General features: G+C 63.8%; 22 protein-coding genes and 2 pseudogenes. 6 read left to right on the top strand and 18 right to left on the bottom strand.

Translation table 11 applies throughout. The features are described from left to right. Positions 1–364: 364 nt before the first annotated feature. The 11 genes from LXM94_RS02280 to LXM94_RS02330 all read right to left on the bottom strand — a co-directional run bounded on the left by LXM94_RS02280 (position 365) and on the right by LXM94_RS02330 (position 13,066). Complete coding sequence (locus LXM94_RS02280) at positions 365–3,562, bottom strand: efflux RND transporter permease subunit (protein WP_235769529.1); 3,198 nt, start codon at positions 3,560–3,562, stop codon at positions 365–367. Further along, positions 3,559–4,734 carry an efflux RND transporter periplasmic adaptor subunit gene (locus LXM94_RS02285; protein WP_235769530.1) on the bottom strand — a complete coding sequence of 392 codons (1,176 nt, stop codon included), beginning with the start codon at positions 4,732–4,734 and terminating at the stop codon, positions 3,559–3,561. Before LXM94_RS02285 ends, LXM94_RS02280 begins: the two co-directional genes overlap by 4 nt. A 357-nt stretch (positions 4,735–5,091) precedes the next feature. Beyond that, positions 5,092–5,823: an SDR family oxidoreductase gene (locus LXM94_RS02290; protein ID WP_235769531.1), complete on the bottom strand. Its 732-nt coding sequence runs from the start codon at positions 5,821–5,823 to the stop codon at positions 5,092–5,094. 3 nt (positions 5,824–5,826) lie between these two features. Next, positions 5,827–6,282: a MaoC/PaaZ C-terminal domain-containing protein gene (locus tag LXM94_RS02295; RefSeq protein WP_235769532.1), complete on the bottom strand. Its 456-nt coding sequence runs from the start codon at positions 6,280–6,282 to the stop codon at positions 5,827–5,829. 3 nt (positions 6,283–6,285) lie between these two features. Next, positions 6,286–7,365: a Gfo/Idh/MocA family protein gene (locus tag LXM94_RS02300; protein ID WP_235769533.1), complete on the bottom strand. Its 1,080-nt coding sequence runs from the start codon at positions 7,363–7,365 to the stop codon at positions 6,286–6,288. Beyond that, the gene (locus LXM94_RS02305; protein ID WP_235769534.1) at positions 7,358–7,687 is read right to left on the bottom strand and encodes an L-rhamnose mutarotase; all 330 of its coding nucleotides are present in this window, start codon (positions 7,685–7,687) and stop codon (positions 7,358–7,360) included. The genes LXM94_RS02300 and LXM94_RS02305 overlap by 8 nt, the downstream gene beginning before the upstream one ends. A 10-nt stretch (positions 7,688–7,697) precedes the next feature. Next, positions 7,698–8,810 carry a mandelate racemase/muconate lactonizing enzyme family protein gene (locus LXM94_RS02310; protein ID WP_235769535.1) on the bottom strand — a complete coding sequence of 371 codons (1,113 nt, stop codon included), beginning with the start codon at positions 8,808–8,810 and terminating at the stop codon, positions 7,698–7,700. A gap of 1 nt (position 8,811) precedes the next feature. Then, a complete protein-coding gene (locus LXM94_RS02315; protein WP_235769536.1) occupies positions 8,812–9,909 on the bottom strand; it encodes an ABC transporter ATP-binding protein in 1,098 nt (365 codons plus the stop codon). 4 nt (positions 9,910–9,913) lie between these two features. Beyond that, a complete protein-coding gene (locus LXM94_RS02320; RefSeq protein ID WP_235769537.1) occupies positions 9,914–10,780 on the bottom strand; it encodes a carbohydrate ABC transporter permease in 867 nt (288 codons plus the stop codon). Next, complete coding sequence (locus LXM94_RS02325; RefSeq protein ID WP_235769538.1) at positions 10,780–11,676, bottom strand: carbohydrate ABC transporter permease; 897 nt, start codon at positions 11,674–11,676, stop codon at positions 10,780–10,782. Before LXM94_RS02325 ends, LXM94_RS02320 begins: the two co-directional genes overlap by 1 nt. A gap of 70 nt (positions 11,677–11,746) precedes the next feature. After that, a complete protein-coding gene (locus LXM94_RS02330; RefSeq protein WP_235769539.1) occupies positions 11,747–13,066 on the bottom strand; it encodes a type 2 periplasmic-binding domain-containing protein in 1,320 nt (439 codons plus the stop codon). A 166-nt stretch (positions 13,067–13,232) separates the two neighbouring features. Here LXM94_RS02330 and LXM94_RS02335 point away from each other — a divergent pair, with 166 nt between their 5' ends. Next, entirely contained in the window at positions 13,233–14,021 is a 789-nt protein-coding gene (locus LXM94_RS02335) for an IclR family transcriptional regulator (protein WP_235769540.1), read from the top strand. Positions 14,022–14,040: 19 nt separating this feature from the next. Here the strand turns inward: LXM94_RS02335 and LXM94_RS02340 are convergent, their stop codons facing one another. The 3 genes from LXM94_RS02340 to LXM94_RS02350 are packed head-to-tail and all read right to left on the bottom strand — an operon-like array spanning position 14,041 to position 16,846. Beyond that, a complete protein-coding gene (locus LXM94_RS02340) occupies positions 14,041–15,180 on the bottom strand; it encodes an extracellular solute-binding protein (protein ID WP_235769541.1) in 1,140 nt (379 codons plus the stop codon). Beyond that, entirely contained in the window at positions 15,177–16,337 is a 1,161-nt protein-coding gene (locus tag LXM94_RS02345) for a CaiB/BaiF CoA transferase family protein (protein WP_235769542.1), read from the bottom strand. The genes LXM94_RS02340 and LXM94_RS02345 overlap by 4 nt, the downstream gene beginning before the upstream one ends. Beyond that, positions 16,334–16,846: a MaoC family dehydratase gene (locus LXM94_RS02350; RefSeq protein ID WP_235769578.1), complete on the bottom strand. Its 513-nt coding sequence runs from the start codon at positions 16,844–16,846 to the stop codon at positions 16,334–16,336. Before LXM94_RS02350 ends, LXM94_RS02345 begins: the two co-directional genes overlap by 4 nt. A 376-nt stretch (positions 16,847–17,222) precedes the next feature. Here LXM94_RS02350 and LXM94_RS02355 point away from each other — a divergent pair, with 376 nt between their 5' ends. The 3 genes from LXM94_RS02355 to LXM94_RS02365 are packed head-to-tail and all read left to right on the top strand — an operon-like array spanning position 17,223 to position 20,474. Continuing rightward, positions 17,223–18,503 carry a sugar ABC transporter substrate-binding protein gene (locus LXM94_RS02355; RefSeq protein ID WP_235769543.1) on the top strand — a complete coding sequence of 427 codons (1,281 nt, stop codon included), beginning with the start codon at positions 17,223–17,225 and terminating at the stop codon, positions 18,501–18,503. 4 nt (positions 18,504–18,507) lie between these two features. Further along, positions 18,508–19,599 carry a carbohydrate ABC transporter permease gene (locus LXM94_RS02360; RefSeq protein WP_235769544.1) on the top strand — a complete coding sequence of 364 codons (1,092 nt, stop codon included), beginning with the start codon at positions 18,508–18,510 and terminating at the stop codon, positions 19,597–19,599. Then, positions 19,596–20,474, top strand: coding sequence for a carbohydrate ABC transporter permease (locus LXM94_RS02365; RefSeq protein WP_235769545.1), 879 nt, complete (start codon positions 19,596–19,598; stop codon positions 20,472–20,474). Before LXM94_RS02360 ends, LXM94_RS02365 begins: the two co-directional genes overlap by 4 nt. A gap of 256 nt (positions 20,475–20,730) precedes the next feature. On the opposite strand, the gene LXM94_RS02370 is transcribed toward LXM94_RS02365, so the two are convergent. Beyond that, entirely contained in the window at positions 20,731–21,510 is a 780-nt protein-coding gene (locus LXM94_RS02370) for an FAS1-like dehydratase domain-containing protein (RefSeq protein WP_235769546.1), read from the bottom strand. Between the two features lie 304 nt (positions 21,511–21,814). On the opposite strand from LXM94_RS02370, the pseudogene LXM94_RS26120 reads away from it, so the two are divergent. Then, positions 21,815–21,992: pseudogene (locus LXM94_RS26120) on the top strand (gamma-glutamyltransferase); the annotation flags it as partial. Between the two features lie 3 nt (positions 21,993–21,995). After that, positions 21,996–22,601: pseudogene (locus LXM94_RS02380) on the top strand (PrpF domain-containing protein); the annotation flags it as partial. 56 nt (positions 22,602–22,657) lie between these two features. Here the strand turns inward: LXM94_RS02380 and LXM94_RS02385 are convergent. The 3 genes from LXM94_RS02385 to LXM94_RS02395 all read right to left on the bottom strand — a co-directional run. Further along, complete coding sequence (locus LXM94_RS02385) at positions 22,658–23,809, bottom strand: iron-containing alcohol dehydrogenase (protein ID WP_235769547.1); 1,152 nt, start codon at positions 23,807–23,809, stop codon at positions 22,658–22,660. A 54-nt stretch (positions 23,810–23,863) separates the two neighbouring features. Further along, positions 23,864–24,751 (bottom strand): 3-hydroxyisobutyrate dehydrogenase, encoded by an 888-nt coding sequence (gene mmsB, locus LXM94_RS02390; protein WP_235769548.1) that lies wholly within the window; start codon positions 24,749–24,751, stop codon positions 23,864–23,866. Beyond that, on the bottom strand, positions 24,748–25,256 hold a 509-nt coding region (locus LXM94_RS02395), incomplete at its 5' end, for an enoyl-CoA hydratase/isomerase family protein (protein ID WP_235769549.1). The genes LXM94_RS02395 and mmsB, both read right to left, overlap by 4 nt.

Consider the following 25,256-nt stretch of genomic DNA (forward strand, 5'->3'; position numbering starts at 1 on the left):
GGCGCCAGACGGGATTCCGCCGGCGGCGGCCGTCCTTGGCGCGGTCGATGACACAGGCTTCATCCACTGCGATGCAGAGACCAGATCCCTGCGGAATCGGGGGCGATGCCAATATAGGGACCGATGGCGTCGCGGACCGTCGCGATGGTCTCGATCACCTTGAAAGCGCGCGACCAAAGCCCGTGCACAGCGGATCCGGGAATAAACCTTGATGGCGATGGCGGCACTGGCAGCCGAGAAGCGCGCGAACCAACGGGCCGTAGCCTTGTCCTTGATGTCCCGGAGCGCCTGTTTTGTGCGCGTGAGCTTTGACGAAGACGGCCCCCACGCGGGGTCCTTGATAAGCCCTCGAAGCGATACCGGTTCAAGGAGTCGACGCTGTCCGGACTTCATCGGCATCACCTGCAGGCGCGGCCGGCGCCGGGGTAACCAGGCGGCGCCGCAGGCGCAGGGCCACATAGAAGACCGGCGTCAGGAAGAGCCCGAAGAAGGTTACGCCCAGCATGCCGGAAAAGACGGCGGTGCCGAGCGACTGGCGCATTTCGGCGCCCGGTCCCGTCGCGATCATCAGCGGCACCACGCCGAGGATGAACGCGAAGGCCGTCATCAGGATCGGGCGGAGACGCAGCCGGCATGCCTCGATGGCCGCCTCGACCGGCGTCTTTCCGTCATACTCCGCCTGCCGCGCGAATTCGACGATCAGGATCGCGTTCTTGGCCGCAAGGCCGATCAGGACGATGAGGCCGATCTGCGTCAGGATGTTGTTGTCCATGCCCCTCAGATGCACGCCGATCAACGCCGCCAGCACCGCAAGCGGCACGATGAGGATGATCGCCAGCGGCAGAACCCAGCTTTCATACTGAGCGGAAAGCGCCAGGAAAACGAAGATGACGGACAGCGCGAAGATGAAAATCGCCGTATTGCCCGTGTTCCGCTCCTGGAACGCGAGTTCGGTCCATTCGAAGCCCGTACCGGCCGGCAGCATGTTGTCCGCCAGGGCCTCCATCCGGTCGAGCGCGCTGCCGGTCGAGAAGCCGGGTGCTGCATTGCCCTGAATCGGCACCGAGACATACATGTTGTAGCGCTGCACAAGCGTCGGGCCGCTGGTGTCGCGGATGTCGAGCAGCGTCCCGAGCGGAACGAGGGCGCCCGTGGCCGAACGGGCCCGCAGCGCCAGGATGTCGTCACGCTCGAGCCGGTATTGCTGATCCGCCTGGGCGCGGACCTGGTAGACACGGCCGAAAGCGTTGAAGTCGTTGACATAGGACGTGCCGAGGTTGATGGACAGCGCCTCGAAGATATTGGCGATCGGCACGTTCAGCGCGCGCGCCTTGTCGCGGTCGATCGCGAGGAAGAACTGCGGGCTCGACGCCGAGAACGTCGTAAAGACGCCTGTCAGGCCTTCGGTCTGATTTGCCGCACCCATCATCTGATAGGCAAGCCCCAGCACGCGGCGCATGTCGGCGCTCTCGCGGTCGACCAGTTGCATCTTGAAACCGCCGGAATTGCCGATGCCCGAAATCGCCGGCGGCGGCACGGCGATGATGAACGCCTCCTGGATGCTCTGCAGGCTCCCATAGAGCTGGCCAATGATCTGGTTGGCCGTATACCCGTGTTCGAGCCGTTCCTCAAAGGGCGCGAAACTCGCGAAGACGACGCCGGCGTTGGACGCATTGGTGAAGGTCGCTCCGCTGAAGCCGGAGAATGCGACCGCATTGCGTACCCCTGGCGTCTGCCGGATGATCGTGCTCGCCCGCTCGATGACCGCATCGGTACGGGCCAGCGACGCGCCGTCCGGAAGCTGAACAACGACAATCGCATAGCCCCTATCCATGGTCGGAACGAAGCCCCGCGGCACGAGCTGCCCCAGATACCATGTGCCGGCGAGCAAGCCGATGAAAACGACGATCGACAGGCCGATCGCTTTCCAGGACCCGACAAGCGCACCGACGACGCGGGCATAGCCGACACTCATGCGGTCGAAGCCCGTATTGAAGCCGTCAGCAAGTCGGCTGCCGAAACGCGCGACCGGATTCCGGCTCTCGCCGTGATGCGCGTGCGGCCGCAGCAGAATACCGGCCAGCGCCGGCGAAAGCGTCAGTGAGTTCATCGCGGAAATCGCCGTCGCAACCGCGATGGTCACGGCGAACTGCCGGTAGAACTGGCCGGAAATGCCGGGAATGAAAGCCGTCGGCACGAAGACCGCGATCAGCACAAGCGAGATGGCGATAACGGCGGTTCCGACCTCGTCCATCGTGACATGCGCCGCATCCCGCGGCGACATGCCGAGCGCCAGATTGCGCTCGACATTCTCCACCACGACGATCGCATCGTCGACCACGATGCCGATCGCCAGCACGAGGCCGAACAGGGTCAGCATGTTGAGAGAGAAGCCGAAGGCATAGAGGAAGGCGAAAGTGCCGATCAGCGAGACCGGGATGGCGACGATCGGGATAAGCGCCGTACGCCAGGATTGCAGGAAGGCGAGCACCACGATCGCCACGAGGATCGCCGCCTCGCCGATCGTCTTGTAGACCTCGTCGATCGATTCCGAGATGAACTCCGTCGGATTATAGACGATGCGGTACTCGAGACCCGGCGGAAAGTCGGGCGACAGCCGGTCCATCACGCCCTGGATATCCGCGGCTGCCTCAAGCGCGTTCGTCCCGGGCCTTGCGAAGATGCCGAGTGCGACCGCCGCCTTGCCGTCAAGATAGCTGTTCGAGACATAGTCCTTGGCGCCGAGTTCGATGCGGGCGATATCCTGCAGTTGCACGAGGCGTCCCTCGTCGGTCGCCTTCACGATCACGTATCGAAACTGGCGGGCATCCGAGAAGCGCCCTTCCGTGGTCACCGTATACTGGAACGCGCTCGTGCCCGAGGTCGGCGGCCCGCCGATGGAGCCGCCGGATACCTGGACGTTCTGCTCGCGCAGGGCGCTGACGACATCGCTGGCGGTCATGCCGTAGGCCGACAGTTTGTCGGGATCGAGCCAGATGCGCAGCGAATATTCCCGTTCGCCGAACAGCGTCACCTCGCCGACGCCGTCGAGTCGGACGAGCACGTCGCGCACGCGGCTGCGGGCATAGTTGGAAATGTATAGCTGGTCGTAGCGGTCGTTTGGCGACAGGAGATGCACGACCATCATCAGGTCGGGCGAACTTTTGGTGGTCGTGATGCCGATCCGCCGGACGTCGTCGGGCAGGCGGGGTTCGGCGATCGCAACGCGATTCTGCACCAGAACCTGCGCCTGATCGAGATCGGTCCCGAGGCGGAACGTGATGGTGAGCGCCATCGAGCCGTCGGCGGTCGAATAGGAAGACATGTACAGCATGTCTTCCACGCCGTTGATTTCCTGTTCGATGGGCGTCGCCACCGTATCCGCGATCGTCTGGGCATCGGCGCCCGGATAGGCGGTCCGAACCACGATGGTCGGCGGCGCGATCTCCGGAAACTGCGCGACGGGGAGCTGGAAATAGGCGATGCCGCCGACGATGAGGAGCACGATCGAGAGTACCGACGCGAAGATCGGCCGATCCACGAAAAAATGAGCGAATCTCACTGGAGCGACTCCGAAATGGCGATCTCCGGCGGAGCCTCTTCCTTGTTTTCCGGCGGCAATTCGATCAGTTCAGGCTTCACGGTCACTCCCGGGCGAACCCGCAGCAAACCGTTGATGACGACCGTCTCGTCGCCCTTCAGACCGTCGCGGATGACCCGGTAGCCGTAGAGCCGCGGTCCGGTGCGCACCGATTTTGTCGACACACTGCCATCGGCGGCGACGACATAGACAACGCGCTGATTGAGATCGGAGCCGATCGCCTCATCGGGGATCAGGATGGCCTGGTAGGGCGCGGAACCGGAAATCGAAACACGACCGAAAAGGCCCGGCTGCAGAACACCATCCGCATTGTCGAAGCGTGCGCGCACACGCATCGTTCCCGTTTCCCCGTCAACCCTGTTTTCGGCAAAGTCGAGCTTGCCCGTGAACACGGACCCCTGGAAGTCGGCGATCCTGACGCTGACATCCAGCCCGCCACCGCCCTGCTGCAGGTCGCTTCCCGCCTCCCGTGCGCGTTCCGCGTAGGACAGCAGGCGCCGCTCGTCGACATCGAAATAGAAATCGATCGGGTTTTCCGAGACGATCGTCGTCAGAACGGTCTGGTCGGCCTGCACCAGGCTGCCGATCGACAAAAGCCGCCGGTCGACGCGGCCGCCGAGCGGGGCGACGATACGCGTGAATTCGAGATCGAGCTTCGCCCGTTCGAGGCTTGCTTCGGCACCGCGGACACTCGCCTGCGCCGAAAGCAGCTCGCGCCGCCGGTCCTCCAGCGTCTGCAGGGTCTGGCTACCGCTCTTCACGAGCGCTTCGGCGCGCTGGTACTGGCTCTCGGCGAAGGTGAGGGTCGAGCGGGCGATCTCAAGAGACGCCTCCGCCTCGTTGAGTGTCGTCTGGAACGGCCGCTGATCGATGACGAACAGCAAGTCGCCCTTCTTGACCAGCGCGCCGTCCTGAAAATGGATCTCGGCGAGATAACCGCCGACGCGGGCGCGCACGGATACCTCGTCCACCGCCTGGAACCGGCCGATGAACTCGTCATTGTCGACCACCTCCCGCACCACCGGCTTGGCGACGGACACGGTTGGCGTCGGCGCCTGGGCCGCGGCAATCGACGGCGCGAAAAGCGAAAGCAGGAGAGGAAGGGCGAATCGGCTCGAACAATCGGGACGCATGATGGCCTCTTGTGCGATGAATTGCGGAACTGGCTGCACGGCTGCGCCCGGAACGGGCCTCGACGGAACGGCTTGCCGTCACGCCGCATCGTCAACTTGCATGGTCGCCCGCCGGTCGGCAGATTGCGCCGGATACAGGCCTTATTCCAAGTCCAAATGCCTCAGGGGCTCGCGGAACGCGCACCCCTGAATTCTTCGAGCGACCGGGATCGGTCGGCAGAAATTGTCAAATGACAAGTAACGCTAAGTAAGGACTTGCACGCCGAACAGTCAACGGCATTCTTCATCCGGGCGGAAGAGGCCGGAGCGAAGCACAGCGACCTTTGCGCGCAACGGTCGCTGCATGCAGTCTGTCCTTCAGATCGTCCAGCCGCCGTCGATGCCGTAGGCCTGGCCGGTCGTGTAGGTCGCACCGGCAAGATAGACGGCGAGGTCCGCGATTTCCTCGGCCGTGCCCAGGCGGCCCATCGGCTGTCGGGCGATGAAGGCGGAACGCGCCGTTTCGTAGTCCCCCTGCGCGCGCATGCGCTCCTGGAGCGAGGGGCTTTCGACCGTTCCCGGGCAGATGGCGTTGCAACGGACGCCCTGTGCCACGTAATCCGCCGCGACCGCTTTGGTGAGGCCGATCACGGCTGCCTTGGTGACGCCATAGGCAAAGCGATTCGGTACGCCCTTCACGCTGGAGGCAACGGAGGCCATGTTGATGATCGCCCCGTCCCCGCGCTCCAGCATACCCGGCAGTACGGCTCGGATGGTGCGGATCATCGCCCTGACGTTGAGGTCGAAGGCGAAGTCGAGATCGGAATCCTTCATCTCGAGGATCGAGCCGCCGTGAACGACACCGGCGCAGTTGAACAGCACGTCGACTTTGCCGATACCGCTGACAAAACTCTTGACCGCCGCTTCGTCGAGCACGTCGAGGCGACCGGTCCGGATATTTGCCGCCGAGGCAAGCTCGGCAAGCACGGTCTCGTTGACGTCGGTCGCGTGGACTGTGGCGCCGGCGGCAGCGAAGGCCAGAGCGCTTGCCCTGCCGATCCCTTGCGCCGCCGCCGTCACCAGCACCGTCTTGCCCGCCAGATTTGCCATGTCTCAGTCCTTCGCGTTTTCTCGTTCAACAATCAGAATATGGTCGGCGGCAAGTACCACTTCGCCGCGCTGATTCAATACCTCGCAACGCTCGACGACGCGACCGGATTTCGGCCGTTTCGGATCGTCCTCCTTGGCGGAGATGGTGACGCGGGTTCGGATCGTATCGCCGATATGGACGGGACGAACGAAGCGCAGCCGGTCGTAGCCATAGGAGAAGGCCACAGGGTTGATGAGCGAGGCGGTAAGGCCGACGCCGATCGAGAAGACCATCGTGCCGTGCGCGATGCGCTGGCCGCCGGGCAGGGACTTGGCGAATTCCGCGTCCATGTGGTGCGGGAAGAAGTCGCCCGTGTGCCCGGCATGGACGACGACGTCCGTCTCCGTGATGGTCCTGCCGGTCGTCACCCGCTCGTGGCCGATCCGGTAGTCCTCGAAATAGAGCGTCTGTTCGGACATAGGTCATATCCCGGGAAGCGGTGCGATCGGCGTTGCCGGTGCGGCACTCGATTGATAGGCGGCCTCGACGAGCGCCATGGTCTGCCAGGCGTCCTCGACCGAGCCGACGAGTTCCGCATCCTCGCCGGCGGCAAACCGCTGGAGATTGGCCATGCGATTGATGAAGGCATCCGGGAACCAGGTGCCTTCGAGCGGCACGGGTACCCAGTCCTTCCCGCCCTTCGGCCGGATCCAGAACTCGTCCGGCTCACCACGCGGATAATCAAGATTGACGCCGAGCTTCACATAGGCGGCACCCTCGGTGCCACAGATGCGGAACTCGCAGGCCTGGAACCGGCGTCCGAAGTCGTGGTCGTGATTGACCGAGAGCACGCAGCGCACCCTGTCGCCGTAGTCGAGGATCGCAGCGGTGCGCGTCTGGGCCACGTCATGGTTCGGATGGCCGATCGTCTTGGCGTGCACGCCCTTCGGATTGCCGAGCAGGCCCCGCACGAAATCGAGATAGTGGATGGAGTGCATGGCGATCTCGATGCGCGGCAGGCCCCTGAGGAAGGGCCAGCGGCCCCAGGGCGTCGCGAGCGCCAGCCAGGCGTCGAAATCGACGACTTCGCCAAGCAGCCCCTTCTCCACCGCATCCGTCAGCGCCAGCGTCATCGGCGCGAAGCGGAGCTGGAAGTTGACTGCCGCCTTGATGTTGCGCTTGCGGCAGACCGAAAGAATCTCGGTAGCACCGGCGAGATCGCTTCCCATCGGCTTCTGGATCAGGGCGAAGCTTCCGTCCGGCAGCGCCTCGAGGATCGCCGCATGGGCGGCGGGCGGCGTCGCGAGATCGAAGACCGCGCCTTCGACTGACAGGGCCTCCTCCTGCGACGCAAAGACCGTCAGGCCGAAACGCGTGGCGAGGTCCTTCGCCTTGCCGGCGTCGGGGTCGAAGATGCCCGCGACCGGAAAGCCGCCTTTTTCATAGGCCGGCAGATGCGCGTCCCCGACGATGGAACCCGCACCGAAGATGACGATCGGGCGAGGAGAGGCGGGCTTCGGCCACCACTGGCGAAGCGATCCGGGATCGAAGCCGTCAGCCATGGTGGAACACTTCCTCCATCATCGCCCACCACTCACCATCCCTCCGGGTTTCCAGCGGCGTCTGACAGGGCATGCAGACGGACCACCATTCCGTGTTCCTCGGATTTTCGGCCATTTTCGCCATGTCGGCCTCGAAATCGCTGCCGACATATTCCCAGTAACCGAACAGCAGATTCTCTGGCTCCTTGAGGAAGATGGAGTAGTTGGTGATATTGCACTCCGAAATCAGTGCAAGGATCTCCGGCCACACGGCGGCGTGCAGCCGCTTGTATTCCGCTGCCTTTTCCGGCTTGAGGCCGACCACCATCCCCATCCGCTGCATGGCGTCCTCCTCAGGCCGTAATCACAGTCGTGAACTCTGCGACGGAGCGTGCGCTCACCGCGTCCCAGTCCCAGGCGATGCCGATGCCGGGCTCGGACGGCGCGACGGCCTTGCCGTCGACGATCTCCATGCGCTTGCTCGTAAGATCGTCGAGCTGGGGGATATACTCGACATATTTGCCGTTCTGCACGGCGCAGACGAGGCTGACATGCAGTTCCATCAGGAAGTGCGGGCAGACCGGGATATCGAAGGTTTCCGCCGCATGTGCCACCTTCAACCAGGGCGTGATGCCGCCGATGCGGCCGACATCCACCTGCACGATGGAGCAGGCACCCTTCTGCATATATTCGCGGAAGTGCCGGATCGAATAAAGGGATTCGCCGATCGCGATCGGGGTGGGGGTCAATCGTGACAGGCGGACATGGCCGTCGACATCGTCGGCCGGAAGCGGCTCCTCGATCCAGGCGAGATCGAGGTCGGCGAGCCGGGCGGCCCGGCGGATCGCCTCGTCCACGGCAAAACCCTGGTTGCAGTCGGTCATGATCTCGAAACCGTCACCGACCGCCTTGCGCACCGCAGACAGCCGGTCGTGGTCCTCCGCACCCGTCGACTTGCCGATCTTCACCTTTGCACCGGAAAATCCCTCGGCCTTAGCCCGCAGCGCATCCTCGACGATTGCTTCCTTTTCGATGTGCAGCCAGCCGCCCTCGGTCGTATAGAGCGGGCAGCGGTCCTTGGCGCCGCCGGCGAGTTTCCAGAGCGGCAGCATCTGCTTCTTCGCCCGGAGGTCCCAGAGCGCGATATCGACGGCGGCGATGGCGATCGCCGTGATGGCGCCGATCGTCGTCGCATGCGTGGCAAACTCCATCTTGCGCCACAACGCTTCGATGCGGTCCGCGTCCTCGCCGATCAGAAGCGGCGCCAGATGATCCGAGAGAAGCCGCATGACGGAAGAGCCGCCGGTGCCGATCGTGTAGCTGTAGCCGGTCCCCGTCGCACCATCCGAGTCGGTGACGGTAACGATCGGCGTCTCCTGGCTGGCGAAGCTCTGGATCGCATCCGTCCGCTTAACCTTCGGCACGAGATCGACCATCCGGAGTTCTATTTTCTCGATCTTCGCCATATCAGGCTCCCAGCGCCTTGCCGGTCACGGCGTCGAAAAGATGGGCGCGCGACAGGTCGAAGCTCATCGCGATCGTCTGGCCGGTCTGCAGCGGCCGCGGGTTCAGCATGCGCGAGACCCAGTCTCGATCGTTGAACTGGATGAAGACGAGCGTTTCGTTGCCGAGCGGTTCGGTGATGGACACCGGCAGGGTGAGTTCATGGACCGCGCTCGCATCGCCGGCATGAAGTCCGTGCCCGGTCGGATAGAGATCGTCCGGGCGCAGGCCGAAGGTCACCTTTTGGCCATCCGCGACGACGGCGCGGAACCGGGGAGGGAGCGGAAGCGTCGCGCCGCCGGCAAGGAGCAGCGTGTCGCCCTCGACTGTCGCTTCGTCCATGTTCATTGGCGGCGAGCCGATGAACCCGGCGACGAACTTCGTGGCGGGCCGGCTGAAGACGTCCTCCGGCGTGCCGACCTGCTCGATATGACCGTCCCGCATGATGACGATACGGTCCGACAACGTCATCGCTTCCACCTGGTCATGCGTGACGTAGATCATCGTCGCCTGCATGCGGGCATGCAGCTTCTTGATCTCCGTGCGAACCTGCGTGCGCAGCTTCGCGTCGAGGTTCGAGAGCGGTTCGTCGAAGAGGAAGACCTCCGGCTGGCGCACGATGGCACGCCCCATCGCGACACGCTGACGCTGGCCGCCGGAAAGCTGCGACGGTCGGCGGTCGAGCAGGTGACCGAGATCGAGGATAGTGGCTGCCTCGGCGACACGCTTCTTGATCTCGTCTGCCGAGCGCCCGGCGATCTTCAGCGAGAAGCCCATGTTCTCCGCCACCGTCATGTGCGGGTAGAGGGCATAGGACTGGAAGACCATCGAGATGTCGCGCGCGCGCGGCGGCAGATCGTTTACCGTCTTGCCACCGATCTCGATCGTGCCGCCGCTCACCTCTTCGAGGCCGGCGATCATGCGCAGGGTCGTCGACTTGCCGCATCCCGACGGCCCGACGAGCGCGATGAACTCCCGGTCCTTCACTTCGAGGTCGATGCCGTGCACCACTTCCAGTGCGCCGTAGCGCTTGACGAGTTTCCTGAGCGTGACGGGTGCCATGCGATTATCCTTTCACCGCGCCAAAGGTCAGACCCGAGACGAGGTGCTTCTGAATGATGAAGGTGAGCGTGAGCGCCGGGATGATCATGACGACGGCAAGCGCGCACATGCCGCGCCAGTCGATGGTGAACTCGGCGGTATAGTCGAGCAGTCCGACCGGCAGCGTCTTGGAATTGACGGATCGCGTGATCTGCGAGGCAAGCGCATATTCGTTCCAGGACGTGAGGAAGGCGAAGATGCCGGCCGATGCGATGCCGGGACCGGCCAGCGGGAACTCCACCTGCCAGAAGGCCTGCCAGCGGGTGCACCCGTCGATCTGCGCGGCTTCGGCGAGATCCTTCGGCACCTGCCGGAAGAAGCCGTCGATCAGCCAGATCGTGAAGGGGACGTTCAACGCCACATAAGTGAGGATCATCGAGAAATGCGTATCGATGATGCCGGTGCGGGCATAAAGCATGAAGAGTGGCAAGGAGAGTGCGATGCCGGGCACGGCGCGCGTCAGCATGAAGCCGAGGAAGATCGCGGACTTCGCCCTGAAACGGTAGCGCGCGAAGGCATAACCGCCCGACATGCCGATCGCCAGCGCAATGATTGTCGAGGTGATCGAAATGATCAGCGAGTTGCGGAAATAGTCCCACACCGGCACGCCGCCCTGGCCGACGCCGGAGAACATGGCGCGATAGGCATCGAGCGACAGGCTCTCGGGAACCCAGACCGGCGGCTTCGCCATGATCTCCACTGTCGGGCGAAGCGAGGAAAGCACGATCCAGAAGCCGGGTAGACAGATGACCAGCATGGCGAGAAGCAGGCCGATCAGATGCGCGATCGTCCACAGGCGCTTGCGCAGGCGATGGGAGGCATTGGCGTCCATTACCACTCGGCTCCGATCTGCTCGCGCGCCGCGGCAAGCTTGCGGAAGAAATAGACCGTGAAGACGATCGACAGCAGGATCGCGACATAGGCCATCGCATTGGCGAGTCCCATGCGGGCATCCGCATAGGCCGTGCGGCCGACGAGCGTCCAGAGCAGTTCGGTCCGCTTGGCCGGGCCGCCGTCGGTCATGATCTTCACGATGTCATAGGCCCTCGCGACGTCGAGCGAACGGATCGTCATCGCGATGAAGGCGAAGGGCATGAGGTAGGGCCAGGTCACATAGCGAAAGGTCTGCCAGGACGTGCAGCCGTCGACATGCGCGGCCTCGATCGGATCGCGCGGCATGGCCAGCAAACCGGCGAGGATGAGGATCGCGAAGACGGAGGTGGAGGACCAGACCTCGGCGACGATGATGGAGAAGAGCGCCAGGTTGCCGTCGATCAGCCAGGGGATCGCCTGGTCGGTCAGCCCCAGCGACTGGAGGGCATTGTTGACGAAGCCGATGTTGTCGTTGAACAGGAACTTGAACTGGAAGCCGACCAGAACCGGCGAGAACATCATCGGAAACATCATCAGTGTGCGCAGCAGCCGCTGGCCGTGCGTCGCCCTGTTGACGAGAAGCGCCAGGCCGAGCCCGAGCAGCATCTCCGCATTGAGCGCAATCGTCAGAAGCAGCACCGTCCGGCCAAAGGCCACCCAGAAGTCATAATCGGTGAGGACGTTGGCATAGTTCCGCAGACCGACGAAGACATAGAGCGATTCCGGCCGCGTCAGGCGGAAAGGCGTGAAGCTCGAATAGAAGGACAGGGCGAGCGGCAGCACGATGACCGCCGCCAGCACGACGAAGGCCGGGAGCAGCAACAACGCCGGCGCCGATGGTCTGAAGTTCCTCATCGCATGTCCTGGAGTGTCATGTCATGGATACGGCGCCGGCGAGGCCGGCGCCGTAGCGATCACGGATAGGTCAGAGCTTGCCGGCGTCCTCGATAATGCCCGTTGCCTTCTCGGCGGCGGCGTCGAGCGCTTCCTTGGATGTCTTGTCGCCGAGGATGGCGGCCTGCAGTTCCGGATAGACGGCGTTGGATATCTCGATCCATTCGGCCGTCTGCGGCACCGGGAAGGCATGCTTGGCGGCCTCCTGGAAGGCCTGCAGGACCTCGGTCTTGTAGGCGTCGCCTTCGGCTGCCTTGATGTTGATGTCCCAGACGGCGCTGCGCGTCGGGAGCGGCCCGGCGGCGGATTCAAGAAGCTGACTGTCCTGGCTGGTCAGCCACCAGACGAGCGAGGCGGCCGCCTCCTTGTTGGCGCAGGATTCCGTCACCGAGAAGCCGTGATGGCCGGACCAGCCGGTGCGCTTGCCCGATGAACCCGCCGGCTGCACCTTCACGCCGACATTGCCGGCAACCTTGGAGGAGGCCGGGTCGTTGAAGAAGCCAGCCCATCCCGGCCAGTCGAGATTGACGGCGATCGAACCGGACGCGAAGCCCTGGCCGAGATCGTCCCAGAGATAATTGGTCGTGCCGGCCGGAACCGCCTTCGCCTTGTAGAGATTGACGAACCAGTCGAGCGCACGGACGCCGGCGTCCGAGTTGAAGGCGGGGCGGCCCTCGGCATCAAGGTAGTCCCCGCCTTCGGCCACCAGCATCTCGTAGAAACGGCCATTGATGGCCTCTTCCTTGCCGGCATATTGCGTGCCGTAGAAGTTCGGCGGATCGGAGAAGAAGACGGCCTGGTCGGCGACCTGCTGCCAGGTGTCAGGCGGCGTGAGGTCGTAACCGTATTTTTCCTTGAACGCGGCCTTCTTCGCCTCGTCCTGGTAGAGGCTCTTCTGGTAGTAGAGCGCGGAGACGTCGAACTGGGCGCGCGGCAGCATGACGAGCTTACCGTCGAGGGTGGAGGCGGTGATCAGCGCCGGCACGAAGGCGTCGATTTCCTCCTTCGGCAGAAGCGCCGCGAGATCGGTATAGATGTCCGGATACTGCGGCGCGAAGGACGAGTGGTTCGACGCCACGCACCAGGCGACGCCACCGGTGGCGATATCCGACTTGATCTCCTTGTCGAGTTCGAAATGGTTCTTCTTCGACAGGACGTTGACCTTGGCGCCGGTCGCCTTCTCCCATTCGCCGATCCGCTCGTAGAGCTTCTCGTACTGCTGTCCGCCGATCAGCTTGGCGTCGATCGTCACGCCGTCAAACTTGCCCGGCAGGTCGCTCGCGCCTGCAGCGCCAATCGACCAGACAAGCGCAACAACACCGGCAGAGACGCCGGAAAGCAACCTGTTCATTCTCCATCCTCCTCCGTAGCGCGGCTCCATCCGCAGCGCATTTCTCATTTGTGAGAAATTAATTCATATACAAACAGCAAAGCTTTGGGCCGTCAAGCTGCAACTTTCCTTTGTTGCGGCTTCCTTATTCGTATATGAAGGTTCAATTTCACAAAGAAGGCAGCAGATGGACACTGACGATTCCGACCGCTATCGCGCGCCTGCCCTCGACAAGGGGCTCGACATCCTGGAGCTTCTTGCCGGGGTTGATGGGGGCCTGACGCAGGCGGAGATCTCGAAAAAACTCGGGCGCAGCCCCAACGAGTTCTACCGGATGCTGGACCGGCTCGTCCGGCGCGGTTACGTGACGCGCATCGATGGCGACCGTTACTCGCTGACGCTGAAGCTCTTCGGCCTCGCGCAGCTCCACGCGCCGACGCGCCGGCTCGCCTCCTATGCGACGCCCGTCATGCGGGAGCTGGCGCAGCGCTCCAAGCAGGCAAACCAGCTCGTGGTTTTCGATCGCGGTTCGGCCGTCGTCATCGCGCAGCAGGAAGCACCGGACTACTGGGGCATCTCGATCCGCGTCGGCTCGCATATCAGCCTGTTCGACACGGGTTCCGGCCATGTGCTGCTCGCCTTCCGCTCGCCGGAAGAGCGGGAAATGATGATTTCGGAGCATGTGCGCAGCCGCGAGGAAATCAAGCGCACGCCGGATTTCTATGCGCGGCTCGACCAAATCCGCGAGCGGGGCTACGAGATGATGGCGAGCGTCCAGACGGCTGGCGTGTACAACCTCTCCGCCCCGATCCTCGGCCCGGACGGGCGCGGCATCGCGGCGCTCACCTGCCCGTATATAACGCTGGTCAATACGCCTGGCGCCCCCGATATCACCCAGACGATTGCGCTCGTGCAGAACGCCGCAGCACAGCTTTCGCTGCTTGCCGGATCGGACGTCAACCACGACTCGGCCTGAACAGGGTAAGGACGCTTCCCTAGCGCTCGCCGAAACTCCGGCGAAAGAGCCGGTTGAGGTCGTCAACGACCGTCACGCCGGCTTCCCGGCGCACGAGGCCTTCGTTGATCCGCTCCGATCCCGCCTGCTGGAACGCCATGTAGCCGTCGTGCCGCGGGCGCAGCCACGCCGTTTCGAGCGTCTGCCGCGTGCCACGATAGAAGTCGCCGCTCGCGGTATTCACCGTCTCGTCCTCCCAGGCATCCGCATGTCCCGGCTGGCCGCCGTTGGCGGCATAGGGACCGCGTTGCGCCTCGCGCCCGGCGATCCAATAGGCGAAATCGATCGCGGCCTCCTTGCAGGCGCTGTGCGCCGAAACCGCGATGCCCGTGCCGCCAAGGGCGGAGCCGGCAGGGCCTTTCGCACCGATCGCCGGCAAATCACGAAACAGCAGCCGTTCCGGCCGGAACCTCTCATGCGCATAGCTGACATAGCCATAGATCAGCGGCGCGGCCGCAATCCGCGACGATGAATCCGACATGCGCTCAAGGACGGCGATCGGGTCCATCTCGAAACAGGCGGGCTCGACCAGTGCCGCGAGCTGTCGCAGCATCTCCAAGGCGGCTGCGCCGTCGTTCCGGTCAACGAGATCGCCGGCACCCCCGCTGTTGCACGGCGTCCCGCGGCCGCCGCACAGCGTGAAGAAGCTCATCAGCGAATGCGGCGGACGAAGCGGCAGCAGCACCCGGCCGTTCCGGGCGAGCGACAGCACCTCGTCCCAGGTCGCGGGCGCATTTTTGATCAGATCCGGCCGGAACACCTGAACCTGTGTCGCGACGTCGATCGGAAAGGCCCATTGCCGGCCCTTCCAGGCATAGCTTTCATAAGAGCGCCCGACGCTTGCCGTGGAGAGTGCCGCCCGCTCGCTCTCTCGTCCCGTCACGTCGAGCGGCGCGAGGCACTCCTCTGCCGTGATCTGCCCGACATGCGGATGGTCGATCACGATCAGGTCGTAGATCCGGGCAAGCTCCTGCACGGGAAAGGTTTCGAAGTCCTGCAGCGACCGCTTTTCCCAGGTGATGGAAACGCCCGTCCGGTCGCGCCAGATGCGCGAGCAGGCGACCATCGGATCATAGCCGCGCGGATGGCTCCAGGTCATGCCCTTCAGCGTAACGGTCATAGGCCGAACTCCGCGCGGATGGCAGCACTGTGTTCCCCGATGCGGGGTGCGGCGCGCGTCACGCCGCGACGTTCGCCGTCGATGCGAAGCGGCGAACGCGTCGTCGCGATCGAGACTGCATCGTCCCGCGTTACCGTCTGCAACATGTCCAGCACCTGAAAACCTTCGCTCTCGATAAGCTCGTTCCAGTTCATGACACGCGAGCACCAGATGTCGGCCGGTTCGAGGATCGCCAGCCAGTCGTCGATCGTGCGCTCTTCGATCCGCCGGGCAATCAGCCCTTTGATCACATCGCGCGCGGTAAACCATGAGGCCGGCTCGTCGCGATAAGGCTCGAGTTCCGGCATGTCCAGCAGATCCGCGAGCTTCGGGATCGGCGTCATGGCGATCGCGAGGTAGCCATCCTTCGCCGGATAGACACCGTAGGGTGCGGACAGATAGGCGTGGGCGCTGCGAAAGCCGGAGCGTTTCGGAAGGCGCCGCCCGTCGTTGAGATGCGTCGTCAGCACCTCGAACTGCAGGTCGACGAGGGCTTCCAGCAGGCTTGTTTCGACGAGGCCGCCTTTTCCGGTCACACCACGGCGAACGAGCGCCGCCAGGATTCCCTGCGCGGCTGCCGCACCGGCCAGCATGTCGCCGATAGCAAGCCCGAAGGGCACCGGTCCCTGGTCCTCGTCGCCGTTCAGCCACATGACACCCGAACGCGCCTGGGCCAGCAGATCCTGTCCCGGCCGCCTGACCCAGGGGCCTTCCTCGCCATAGCCGCTGATCGAGCAATAGACGAGACGCGGGTTGATCGCGCGCACGGCGGCATAGTCCAGGCCAAGACGTTCGATGACACCCGGCCGGAAATTCTGGATCACGACATCCGCCTTGGCGAGCAGCGTCTTCAGCGTCGCAAGGTCGGCCGGATTCTTCAGATCGATCGCCAGGCTTTCCTTGGCCCGGTTGATTGCGTGAAAGATCGTCGAGTCACCACCGATCTCCGTGTCGCTGAGGTAGAGCCGCCGGGACAGGTCGCCGCCATCCGGCCGCTCGATCTTGATCACGCGCGCCCCGAGGTCGAGCAGCCGCAGCGAGCAATAGGGACCGGAGAGAAACTGGCTCATGTCGACGACGATAAGGCCTTCGAGGGGCAATTCGGTTCCTTCGCTCATGCCGTTCCGGGTCTTTCGGTCTTGCCGACAAAATCGGCGGGGTTCTTGTACTTCACCGTCTGGAGATGCTCGCAGGAGAGCACCAGCTCGCCTTCGCCCCTGAATACCTGGTAGCGCGCGCGGATGAGCCCGAGCTCGGGATAGCGCGGCGTTTTCTCCAGATTGGTGCGGATCGTGTAGATCGTGTCGCCGATGAAGACCGGCTTGATGAAGCGCAGCCGGTCGTAGCCGTAGGAAAAGGCGTTAACGCAATTGGTCGCGACGAGGCCGAGGCCCGCCGAAAAGACGAAGGCGCCCGCGACCAGGCGGCGCCCGAAAACACCCTCGCGCGCGGCGAACATCTCGTCCTGCACGTATGGATGCATGTCGGTGACCAGCACGTTGAACAGATGGCTGTCGCCTTCGCCGATCGTCCGGCGAAGCGAGCGGATTTCCTGACCGACGGGCCAGTCCTCATAAAACCAGTTCTCCGCGTTCCAGACCGGCAGCGCCGCGTGCTGGGGCGGCATGTCGGCGGGATAGGTCGACGCCACGCCGACGGTCGAAATCCCCTCAGGCACGGCGGATACCTCCGATCTCCGTAGATGGACCAATCTCGCCCGGGCAACGATTGTGCCGCGTCCGCGTCATGCGGCTTCCTCCATAAATTATATTTAAAAATAATGTTCACATATGGAGCGAAGATGCAAGAGGCTCGCACCGGGCTCCCGCCGATCGTTGCCGCACCGGCGGCATGCCATTGCATGTTCGAAAAACGGGGCACCTCGCCCGCCGACGATGGGCTCGCCGGCACTCATGGAGAGGCCTGTCCGGCGGTTGCGGCCTTTTTCGTGGAACAATTCTCGCTCCCGGATGTTCGCCCCTGATTTGGAGGAGGACAGAACCATGACCAAAGGATCGTTTTTATCCTGCGTCGGCGTTGCGGCCCTGACGCTGTTTGCCGGTGTGACGCACGCGCAGACCGAACTCTCTCTCTGGTATCATGGCGCCGGAAATGCCGAGGAACGGCGGATTCTGACGGGCATCATCGATGATTTCAACGCTGCGCAGGACGAATGGAGCGTTGCGCTTCAGGAGTTTCCGCAGGCGGCCTACAACGAGTCCGTGACGGCCGCCGCCCTGTCCGGCAAGCTGCCGGACATTCTCGACGTCGATGGACCCAACATGCCGAACTGGGCATGGTCGGGCTACCTGCAACCGCTGCAGATTTCCGAAGATGCGCTTTCCAATTTCCTGCCCGGCGCGATCGGCAAGTGGAACGGCGAGATGTATTCCGTCGGGCTGTGGGACGCCGCCGTGGCGATATTCGCCCGGAAATCGGTGCTTGACGAAAACGGCATCCGGATCCCGACGCTGGACAAGCCCTGGAGTGGCGAGGAATTCACCGGGGTCCTCCGCAAGCTGAAGGCCACCGGCAAGTACGACTATGCCATCGATCTCGGCCTGGCAGACAAGACCGAATGGTACAGCTACGCCTTCAGCCCATTCCTGGAAAGCTTCGGCGGCGGCCTGATTGACAAGAACGGCTACCAGACCGCGGAAAATGTCCTGAATGGAGAGGACGCCATCAAGTTCGGTGAATGGTGGCAGACACTCTTCGAAGAGAAACTTGCTCCCGGCACGTCGCAATCGCCCGCCGATCACGAGACCGGCTTCCTCGACGGACGCCATGCGCTGCAATGGATGGGCAACTGGGTGGCCGTGAAAGCGCTGGAAAAATATGGCAACGACCTTCTCTTCCTGCCGGCCCCGGATTTCGGACATGGCCCGAAGATCGGCGCCGGTTCCTGGCAGTTCGGCGTTTCGGCGACCAGCAAGCATCCGGAAGGCGCATCCGCCTTCATCGAATTCGCCATTCAGGACAAGTATCTGGCGCAGTTTTCCGACGCCATCGGCCTCGTGCCGGCAACATCAACCGCGGCGGAAATGACCAAGAACTACAAGAAGGACGGCTCTCTCGCCGTGTTCTTCGACCTCTCGGCGAAGCAGGCGACGCTGCGCCCCGTCACGCCGGCCTACGCCTTCATTTCGCCGGTCTTCCAGAAGGCCGTTTCCGACATTGCCAACGGCGCGGATGTCGCGGATACGCTCGACAATGCAACCGACGAGATAAACGACAACATCGAACGCAATGGCGGCTACGAACCGAAGGCGGCCTCGGACTAAACCGATGCGGCTGTCCTCCGGCTCCGGAAAATTCTCGCGCCAGAACGCGGCGGGCTGGCTGATGGCCGGCCCGGCGTTGCTGCTGATTGCCACCTTCCTGATAGCACCCTTCCTGCTCGGCGTCGGCCTGTCCTTCACCGACCAGAGGCTCACCTCGCCGAATCCGACCCGGTTCGTCGGCATGGAGAATTTCTCAAAATTGCTGGGCACGGGCATCCTGGTGCTGGAGCCGGAGCGCGAGGCCGACGGGACGCTGAGCCGCGGTGAGGACGGCGCGCTCAATTACCCGCGGGTCCGGGGCTTCACGCGCAACAATCCCGACTACCCGCACTATGAAGGCATGCGCGAATACCTCAGCGTCGACTGGGGTGAGCAACGTGTCGTCGTTCTGGCGCGAGATGCGGTGTTCCTGAAGGCGCTGGCTAACACGCTGCTGTTCGTCGCCGTCGCGGCGCCCGTCCAGGCGGCACTCGCCCTGTGCCTTGCGCTTCTGGTCAATCAGCAACTGCCGGGGATCAGCGTCTTCCGGGCGATCTATTTCATGCCGGTGGTGCTGTCGGTCGTCGTCGTCGCGCTGCTCTGGCGCTTCATCTACGCGGCGGACAACGGCCTGCTCAACAGCGTGCTCGGCTATCTGAGCTTCGGCCTCTTCACGCCTGTCGACTGGCTCGGTCGCCCGGATACCGCCCTGTGGGCGATCCTCGTCATGTCCGTCTGGCAGGGGGTCGGCTTTCACATGGTCATCTGGTTGTCCGGACTGCAGACCATCCCGATTTCGCTCTACGAGGCAGCGGATATCGAGGGGGCGAACCTGTGGCAGAAGTTCTCCATGATCACCTGGCCTCTGCTGCGCAACACCGCGGTCCTCATCGTTCTGGTGATCACCATGCAAGCCTTCGCTCTGTTCGCGCAGATCGACGTGATGACCAAGGGTGGGCCGCTCGATGCGACCCAGAGCATCGTCTACCAGTCGGTCGAGCGCGGCTATCGGCAGCAGGATATCGCCGCCGGGTCGGCGATATCCGTGCTTCTCTTTCTCCTTGTCCTGTCGATCACGCTGCTGCAACGCTACCTGACCCGGGAGAGAGCACCATGACCACCGGAGTCAAGAGAAGCGCACTCGCGTTGACCCTCAACTATCTGCTGCTGGTTGCCATCGCGGCCGTCTTCATCCTTCCCCTGCTGTTCATGGGCTTTTCGTCGCTGAAGCCGAATGACCAGCTTCTGCGCGATGCCACGTCATTGCGGGCCTTCCTGCCGGTCGGGGAGCTTTCTTTCGACAATTACAGCGCCGCGTTCGCGCGCGCGCCAATCGCCACCTTCGTCTTCAATTCCGCGGTCGTTACCGCCACGACGGTTTTCCTCGCCCTCATTTTCGGTTCGCTTGCCGGTTTTGCTTTCGTCTTCCTCAACTGGTCCGGCCGGGACGTCATCTTCTCGCTCATTCTTGCCACGCTGATCGTTCCGTTCGAGACGATTGCGGTGCCACTGCTGCTGGAGGTCAACAACCTGCCCTGGATGGGACCGAACGGCCTTACCTGGGGATGGCTCAATTCATGGCGCGTGCAGATCATCCCGTGGATCGCCGACGGACTGACGATCTTTCTCTTCGTCCAGTATTTCAAGGACCTTCCGCGGGAGTTGATCGAGGCGGCCCGCGTCGACGGCGCAAGCTGGCTGCAAATCTATCTGAAAGTGGTCATGCCGCTGTCGGGTCCGGTGATCGCCACGGCTGCGATCCTCAAATTTCTCGTCATGTACAGCCAGCAGTATCTCTGGCCGCTGCTGGTGACGCAATCCGAGACCTACCGTCCCGTCATGGTGGGGCTGCAGTATTTCTTCCAGCTGAATACACCATGGGGAGAGGTGATGGCCTATCTGACGCTGATCACCTTTCCGGTCGTGGCTTTCTATCTCAGCCTGCAGAAGCTGTTCATATCCAGCATCGCCTTCAGCGGCCTCAAGGGCTGAGGCGCACACCGTTGTGAACGGCATCGGCGCGGGATACCGCTTGTCGATTTCCGTCTCAAGAACTGGGCAGTCACGACGCACGGCGATTGGGCGCCGAGGCCCTCTTGGGCAGGTTGAGGCGCAGACGATTCGCGGACGAGCGAATTCCACCTCGTGCCGGTTGGGAACCCAGTGGCCGCGTCGCTTTGCCCGGCCTTTTGAAACCGACCCGGGCGCAATGCCGGAACAAGCAGCGGGGCGAGAGGCGAACGAAAATCTACCATTGCGCCGTAGCCTTCATGGTGACGTGACCATTGGCGTCCTTGACCTCGAGGGCCAGTTCACTGTCTGCGCCAGGCATGCCTTGCAGCTTCAGCACCTGGGACCCCGTTGCTGGCCGAATACCTCTAAAGGAAAACTGCCGCGGTGTACGGTCACCGATCATCGCCGCGAAATTCAAAAGCAGCGTCGCCTGGAGCGGCCCGTGAACAACAAGGCCGGGGTAATGTTCCACTTCTGTGGCATAAGGTGCATCGTAGTGGATGCGGTGTCCGTTAAACGTCAGTGCCGAATAGCGAAAAAGCAGGACCGGATCGATTTTGACCGATCGCTCATACGGAGCGGGGAGGGCGACGTCAGCGGTCGGAGAGACGGCTCCGTTTCCGGCGCTCGCCGCCCGATACACAAGGGTCTGTACTTCCTCAATGACACGCGCTGCTCCAGTATTAAGGTCATGGCGAACGGTGACGAAAAACAACGAGCCAGACCGTCCCTGCTTTTCCTCCACCTTGGAGATCGTCGAACGTCGGAAGACCCGCTCTCCCGGGCCTATGGTTCCGAGGAACGCGATCCGGCTTGCCGCCCACATTCGGCGCGGGAGCGGAATGGGCGGCAGAAACCCGCCCTTGGCAGGATGGCCATCCGGTCCCAGGTCGCGCGCCTCGGCGACGTCCGGGGCAAGGCACCAGTGGAGCCCCAGCGGCGTGGCGTCGGCGGCTGTGCTGGCCACGTGCGGTGCCAGCGTGGCGCGGAAGCTCTCGACCAGGCGAGGTGTCATGATGTCTTCTGTTTCAACAGATCGACCAATCCAGGCCCGCAAATTCTCGACATCCTGCGATGACACAACTCGCCCCCAAGCAACCTCGGTTGCATGCGATTCCTTCCCGGCGAACCCCGCTCTGTCGCAACAAACTGCCGCTTAAGACTAAGAAAATCCCGCAGGAAGTGTACTCATCACCGGTCCGCACTGTTCTATCACAACACGGAACCTGCTGTCAGGTTGGTGGGTTGTCGGTCGGTCGCCGACGAAAATCCTTTATCGGCGACCGGAAAACCAACCGTTTCCATTCGATGGCGAGCGCGTGCATTTCCGCTGCATCTCACCGGCCCACACCTCGCCCCATTGGATCGCCTCGGCGGTCGGCATGGCGATACTGGAGCGCGGCGGAAATGCCTTCGATGCAGCCGTCGCCATGGGCTTCGTGCTGCACGTGGTGGAATCCCACCGGCCCGCTCGGCGACATGCCGGCCCTCGTCTGGCCCGCCGTGCCGCTGCTCTTCGCCAACATTGCCGGCTCGATGTGCGGCGCACTGCTGCCGACGGGCAATGCCGTCGATGTCATCGAGGACGTGGAGGCCACGCTGATCGACAACGGTATGCCCTGCGCCATCCTGCGCGCTGAAGACTTCGGCCTGACCGGCGAGGAGGATCGCGCGACACTGGAAGCCGAGGCCGGTGTGAAAGCCCGCCTCGAGGCGATCCGTTTGAAAGCCGGCCCGATGATGGGGCTCGGCGACGTGGTGGGGGCCTCCGTTCCGCAGATGACGCTGGTTTCTCGGGCGAGGCAGGGCGGTGTGATCTCGACACGCAGCTTCATCCCGCACCGGGTCCACGCTTCGATCGGCGTGCTGGCTGCCGTCACCGTCGCGACGGCGACACGGCTTGAGGCCGGCCCCGCCGCAACGCTTGCCGCAGAACCCGCCGACAAAATTTACCGTGTCGAACACCCGACGGGCCTGACCGAGGTCCTTCTCGACCTTGATGAGAATGGCACGATCCGCGGCGCCGGAACGGTGCGCACCGCGCGCAAACTGTTCGACGGGCTGGTGTTTGCCGTCGACGACAACGGGGACCCGACAAGCCCCTGACGGAGGCGCGCTTGGGGCCTGGAAATCGCCTGGCGGCCGCTGGAGTGCTCGTCCGCTCAACAGGCCTGCCGATAGATCTCCAGCACATCGGATTTCGTCATCTCCCGCGGATTGTTCACCAGGAGCCGGGTCTGGCGCATGGCGTCGGAGGCGAGTTTCGGGAGGGCGTCCTCACCGATGCCGACGTCCCGGAGGCGCGTCGGCAGGCCGAGCTCGGCCGTGAGCGCCGCGAGGCGTTCCGCGAAGGCGATTGCTCTGTCGGTGTCGGGAAGACCGCCGAGATCAGGAAACGCATCCGCGGCGATCTCGGCATAAAGTCCGCCCGCCGCCGGTATGTTGAAACGCAGGACGTGCGGAAGGACGAGCGCGTTGGAGAGGCCGTGCGGCACATGGAAATGCCCGCCGATCGGATAAGCGAGCGCATGCACGGCAGCAACCGGCGAATTGCCGAACGCCTGGCCGGCCAGCATCGACCCGAGCAGCATGCCGCCGCGCGCCTGCCGATCCGCACCGTCGAACACCACGGTCCGGATGTGCCGGCCGAGAAGGCGCAGGGCTTCGCGGGCAAGGTTGCGCGAGATCGGGTTGTTGTTGGGCGACGCCGACGCATAGGACTCGATCGCATGGACCATGGCGTCGATCCCGGTCGCTGCCGTGACGCCGGGCGGCAGGCCGACGGTCACCTCTGCATCGAGTACGGCCATGTCGGGCAGCAGGAGGGGGGAGGAGATACCCATCTTCTCCGCTGCCCCGGTCGTCAGGATCGCGATCGGCGTAACTTCCGAGCCGGTGCCCGCCGTCGTGGGCGCGAGCACCAGCGGGAGCCGTGGTCCTTTCGCCTTGCCGACGCCATAGGCGTCGACCAGCGCCCCGCCGCTTCCCGCAATCAGCGCTGCGGCTTTCGCAACGTCCATCGACGAGCCGCCGCCGATGGCGAGGATGCCCGTCGCCTTGTGTCGGGCGGCGAGCGCTGCACAGTCGAGCACATTGGCTTCCGGCGGGTCAGGTTCCACCCCGCTGAAGACCGCAACCGCGACGCCGGCCTGTTCAAGCGAGGCGAGCGCGGGGGCGACGACGCCGAGCGAAAGCAGGCTGCGATCGGTGACGAAGACGACGCGCGATCCCAGGATATGCCCGGCAATGTCCGCGATGCGCGCCGTCGTGCCTTCGCCCGAGACGATCGACGGCGTTGTATTGAAGCTGAACATCGGATTCCTCCCGGCTCCTGCATCAGGCTTGCATTGCCATTTCATCCGCGGTTCCTAGCCATCGCTGCCACCACGCAGCATTTCGATGATCGCGGAGAAATCGCGGGATCCGTTGCCAGCCTTGTCGAACAGGCCGTAGAGCTGCGCTGCCTGGGCGCCGAGCGGCGTCGCGGCGCCCGCGGAAAGTGCCGCCTCCTGTGCCAGCATCAGATCCTTCAGCATGAGGGTTGCGGCAAAGCCTGGCTTGTAGCCGTTGTTGGCGGGCGACGCCGGAACCGGACCGGGAACGGGACAATAGCTCGTCAGCGACCAGCACTGTCCCGACGAGGTCGACGCGACGTCGAAGAGCGCCTGGTGCGAGAGGCCGAGCTTCTCCCCGAGGGTGAAGGCTTCGCAGACGCCGATCATCGAAATGCCGAGGATCATGTTGTTGCAGATCTTGGCGGCCTGTCCGGCGCCCGCATCGCCGCAATGCACGACCTTCCTGCCCATGACCGACAGAAGCGGCTCGGCCCGCCGGAATGCCTCCGCGCTGCCGCCCGCCATGAAGGTCAGCGTGCCGGCGGTCGCGCCACCCGTGCCGCCGGAAACCGGCGCATCGAGCGAGGGGCAGGCGCAACCTTTTGCCAGTTCATGTGCCTTGCGGGCACTGTCGACATCGATCGTGGAGCAATCGATCAGCAGCGTGTCGTCCGCGACAAGCCCGCAAAGCTCGCTCCAGACGCTAAGCACATGGGCGCCCTTTGGCAGCATCGTGATAACGCAGTCCGCATCGGCGATAGCATCGTCCAGCGACCTTACGGTTGCGACACCGGACCGTGCCGCTGCGGCGAGCGACGCATCCGAGAGATCAAAGCCTCGCACCGTATGTCCGGCCTTCACCAGATTGGCGGCCATCGGGCCGCCCATGTTGCCCAGGCCCACGAAAACAATCGTCGTCATGATCCGGTCACCTCTTTCCTTCCGTGAAACAACGGGGCCTGCCGGGCCTTCAGATAGGCGTCGATCTGCGCCTCGCTCACCGCATTAAGCGTGGCCGGCGACCATATCGGCGTGCGGTCCTTGTCGATCAGAGCGGCACGTACGCCCTCATAGAAATCGCAGCCATCGAGGAGATGCGATGCGGCGGCAAACTCGCGTTCCAGGCATTCCTCCAGGCTGGCGCTCTTCCGCCCGAGCCGCAACAGCCGCAGCGCAAGCTTGAGGCTCGTCGGCGAGCGCCGTCGCAGCACGGACACGGTCTCTTGCGCGAATTCCGAGGCCTCGCGTTCGAGTGCGGACAGGATCGATCCTATCTCGTCGAAACGGAAGGTCCGGTCGATCACGGCCTGATTGCGGGCAAGCGGGCCTTCCGACCCGGCGCGCGCGAAGCGGCGCACGACGGCGGCACCGTCGGCGACGCTGGAGCCGGCCGGAAGCCGCGACAGTGCGGCAACCAGGTCTGCCA

Origin of the sequence: Rhizobium alarense (genome assembly GCF_021555155.1) — a bacterium.
GTDB lineage: Bacteria > Pseudomonadota > Alphaproteobacteria > Rhizobiales > Rhizobiaceae > Rhizobium_D > Rhizobium_D alarense.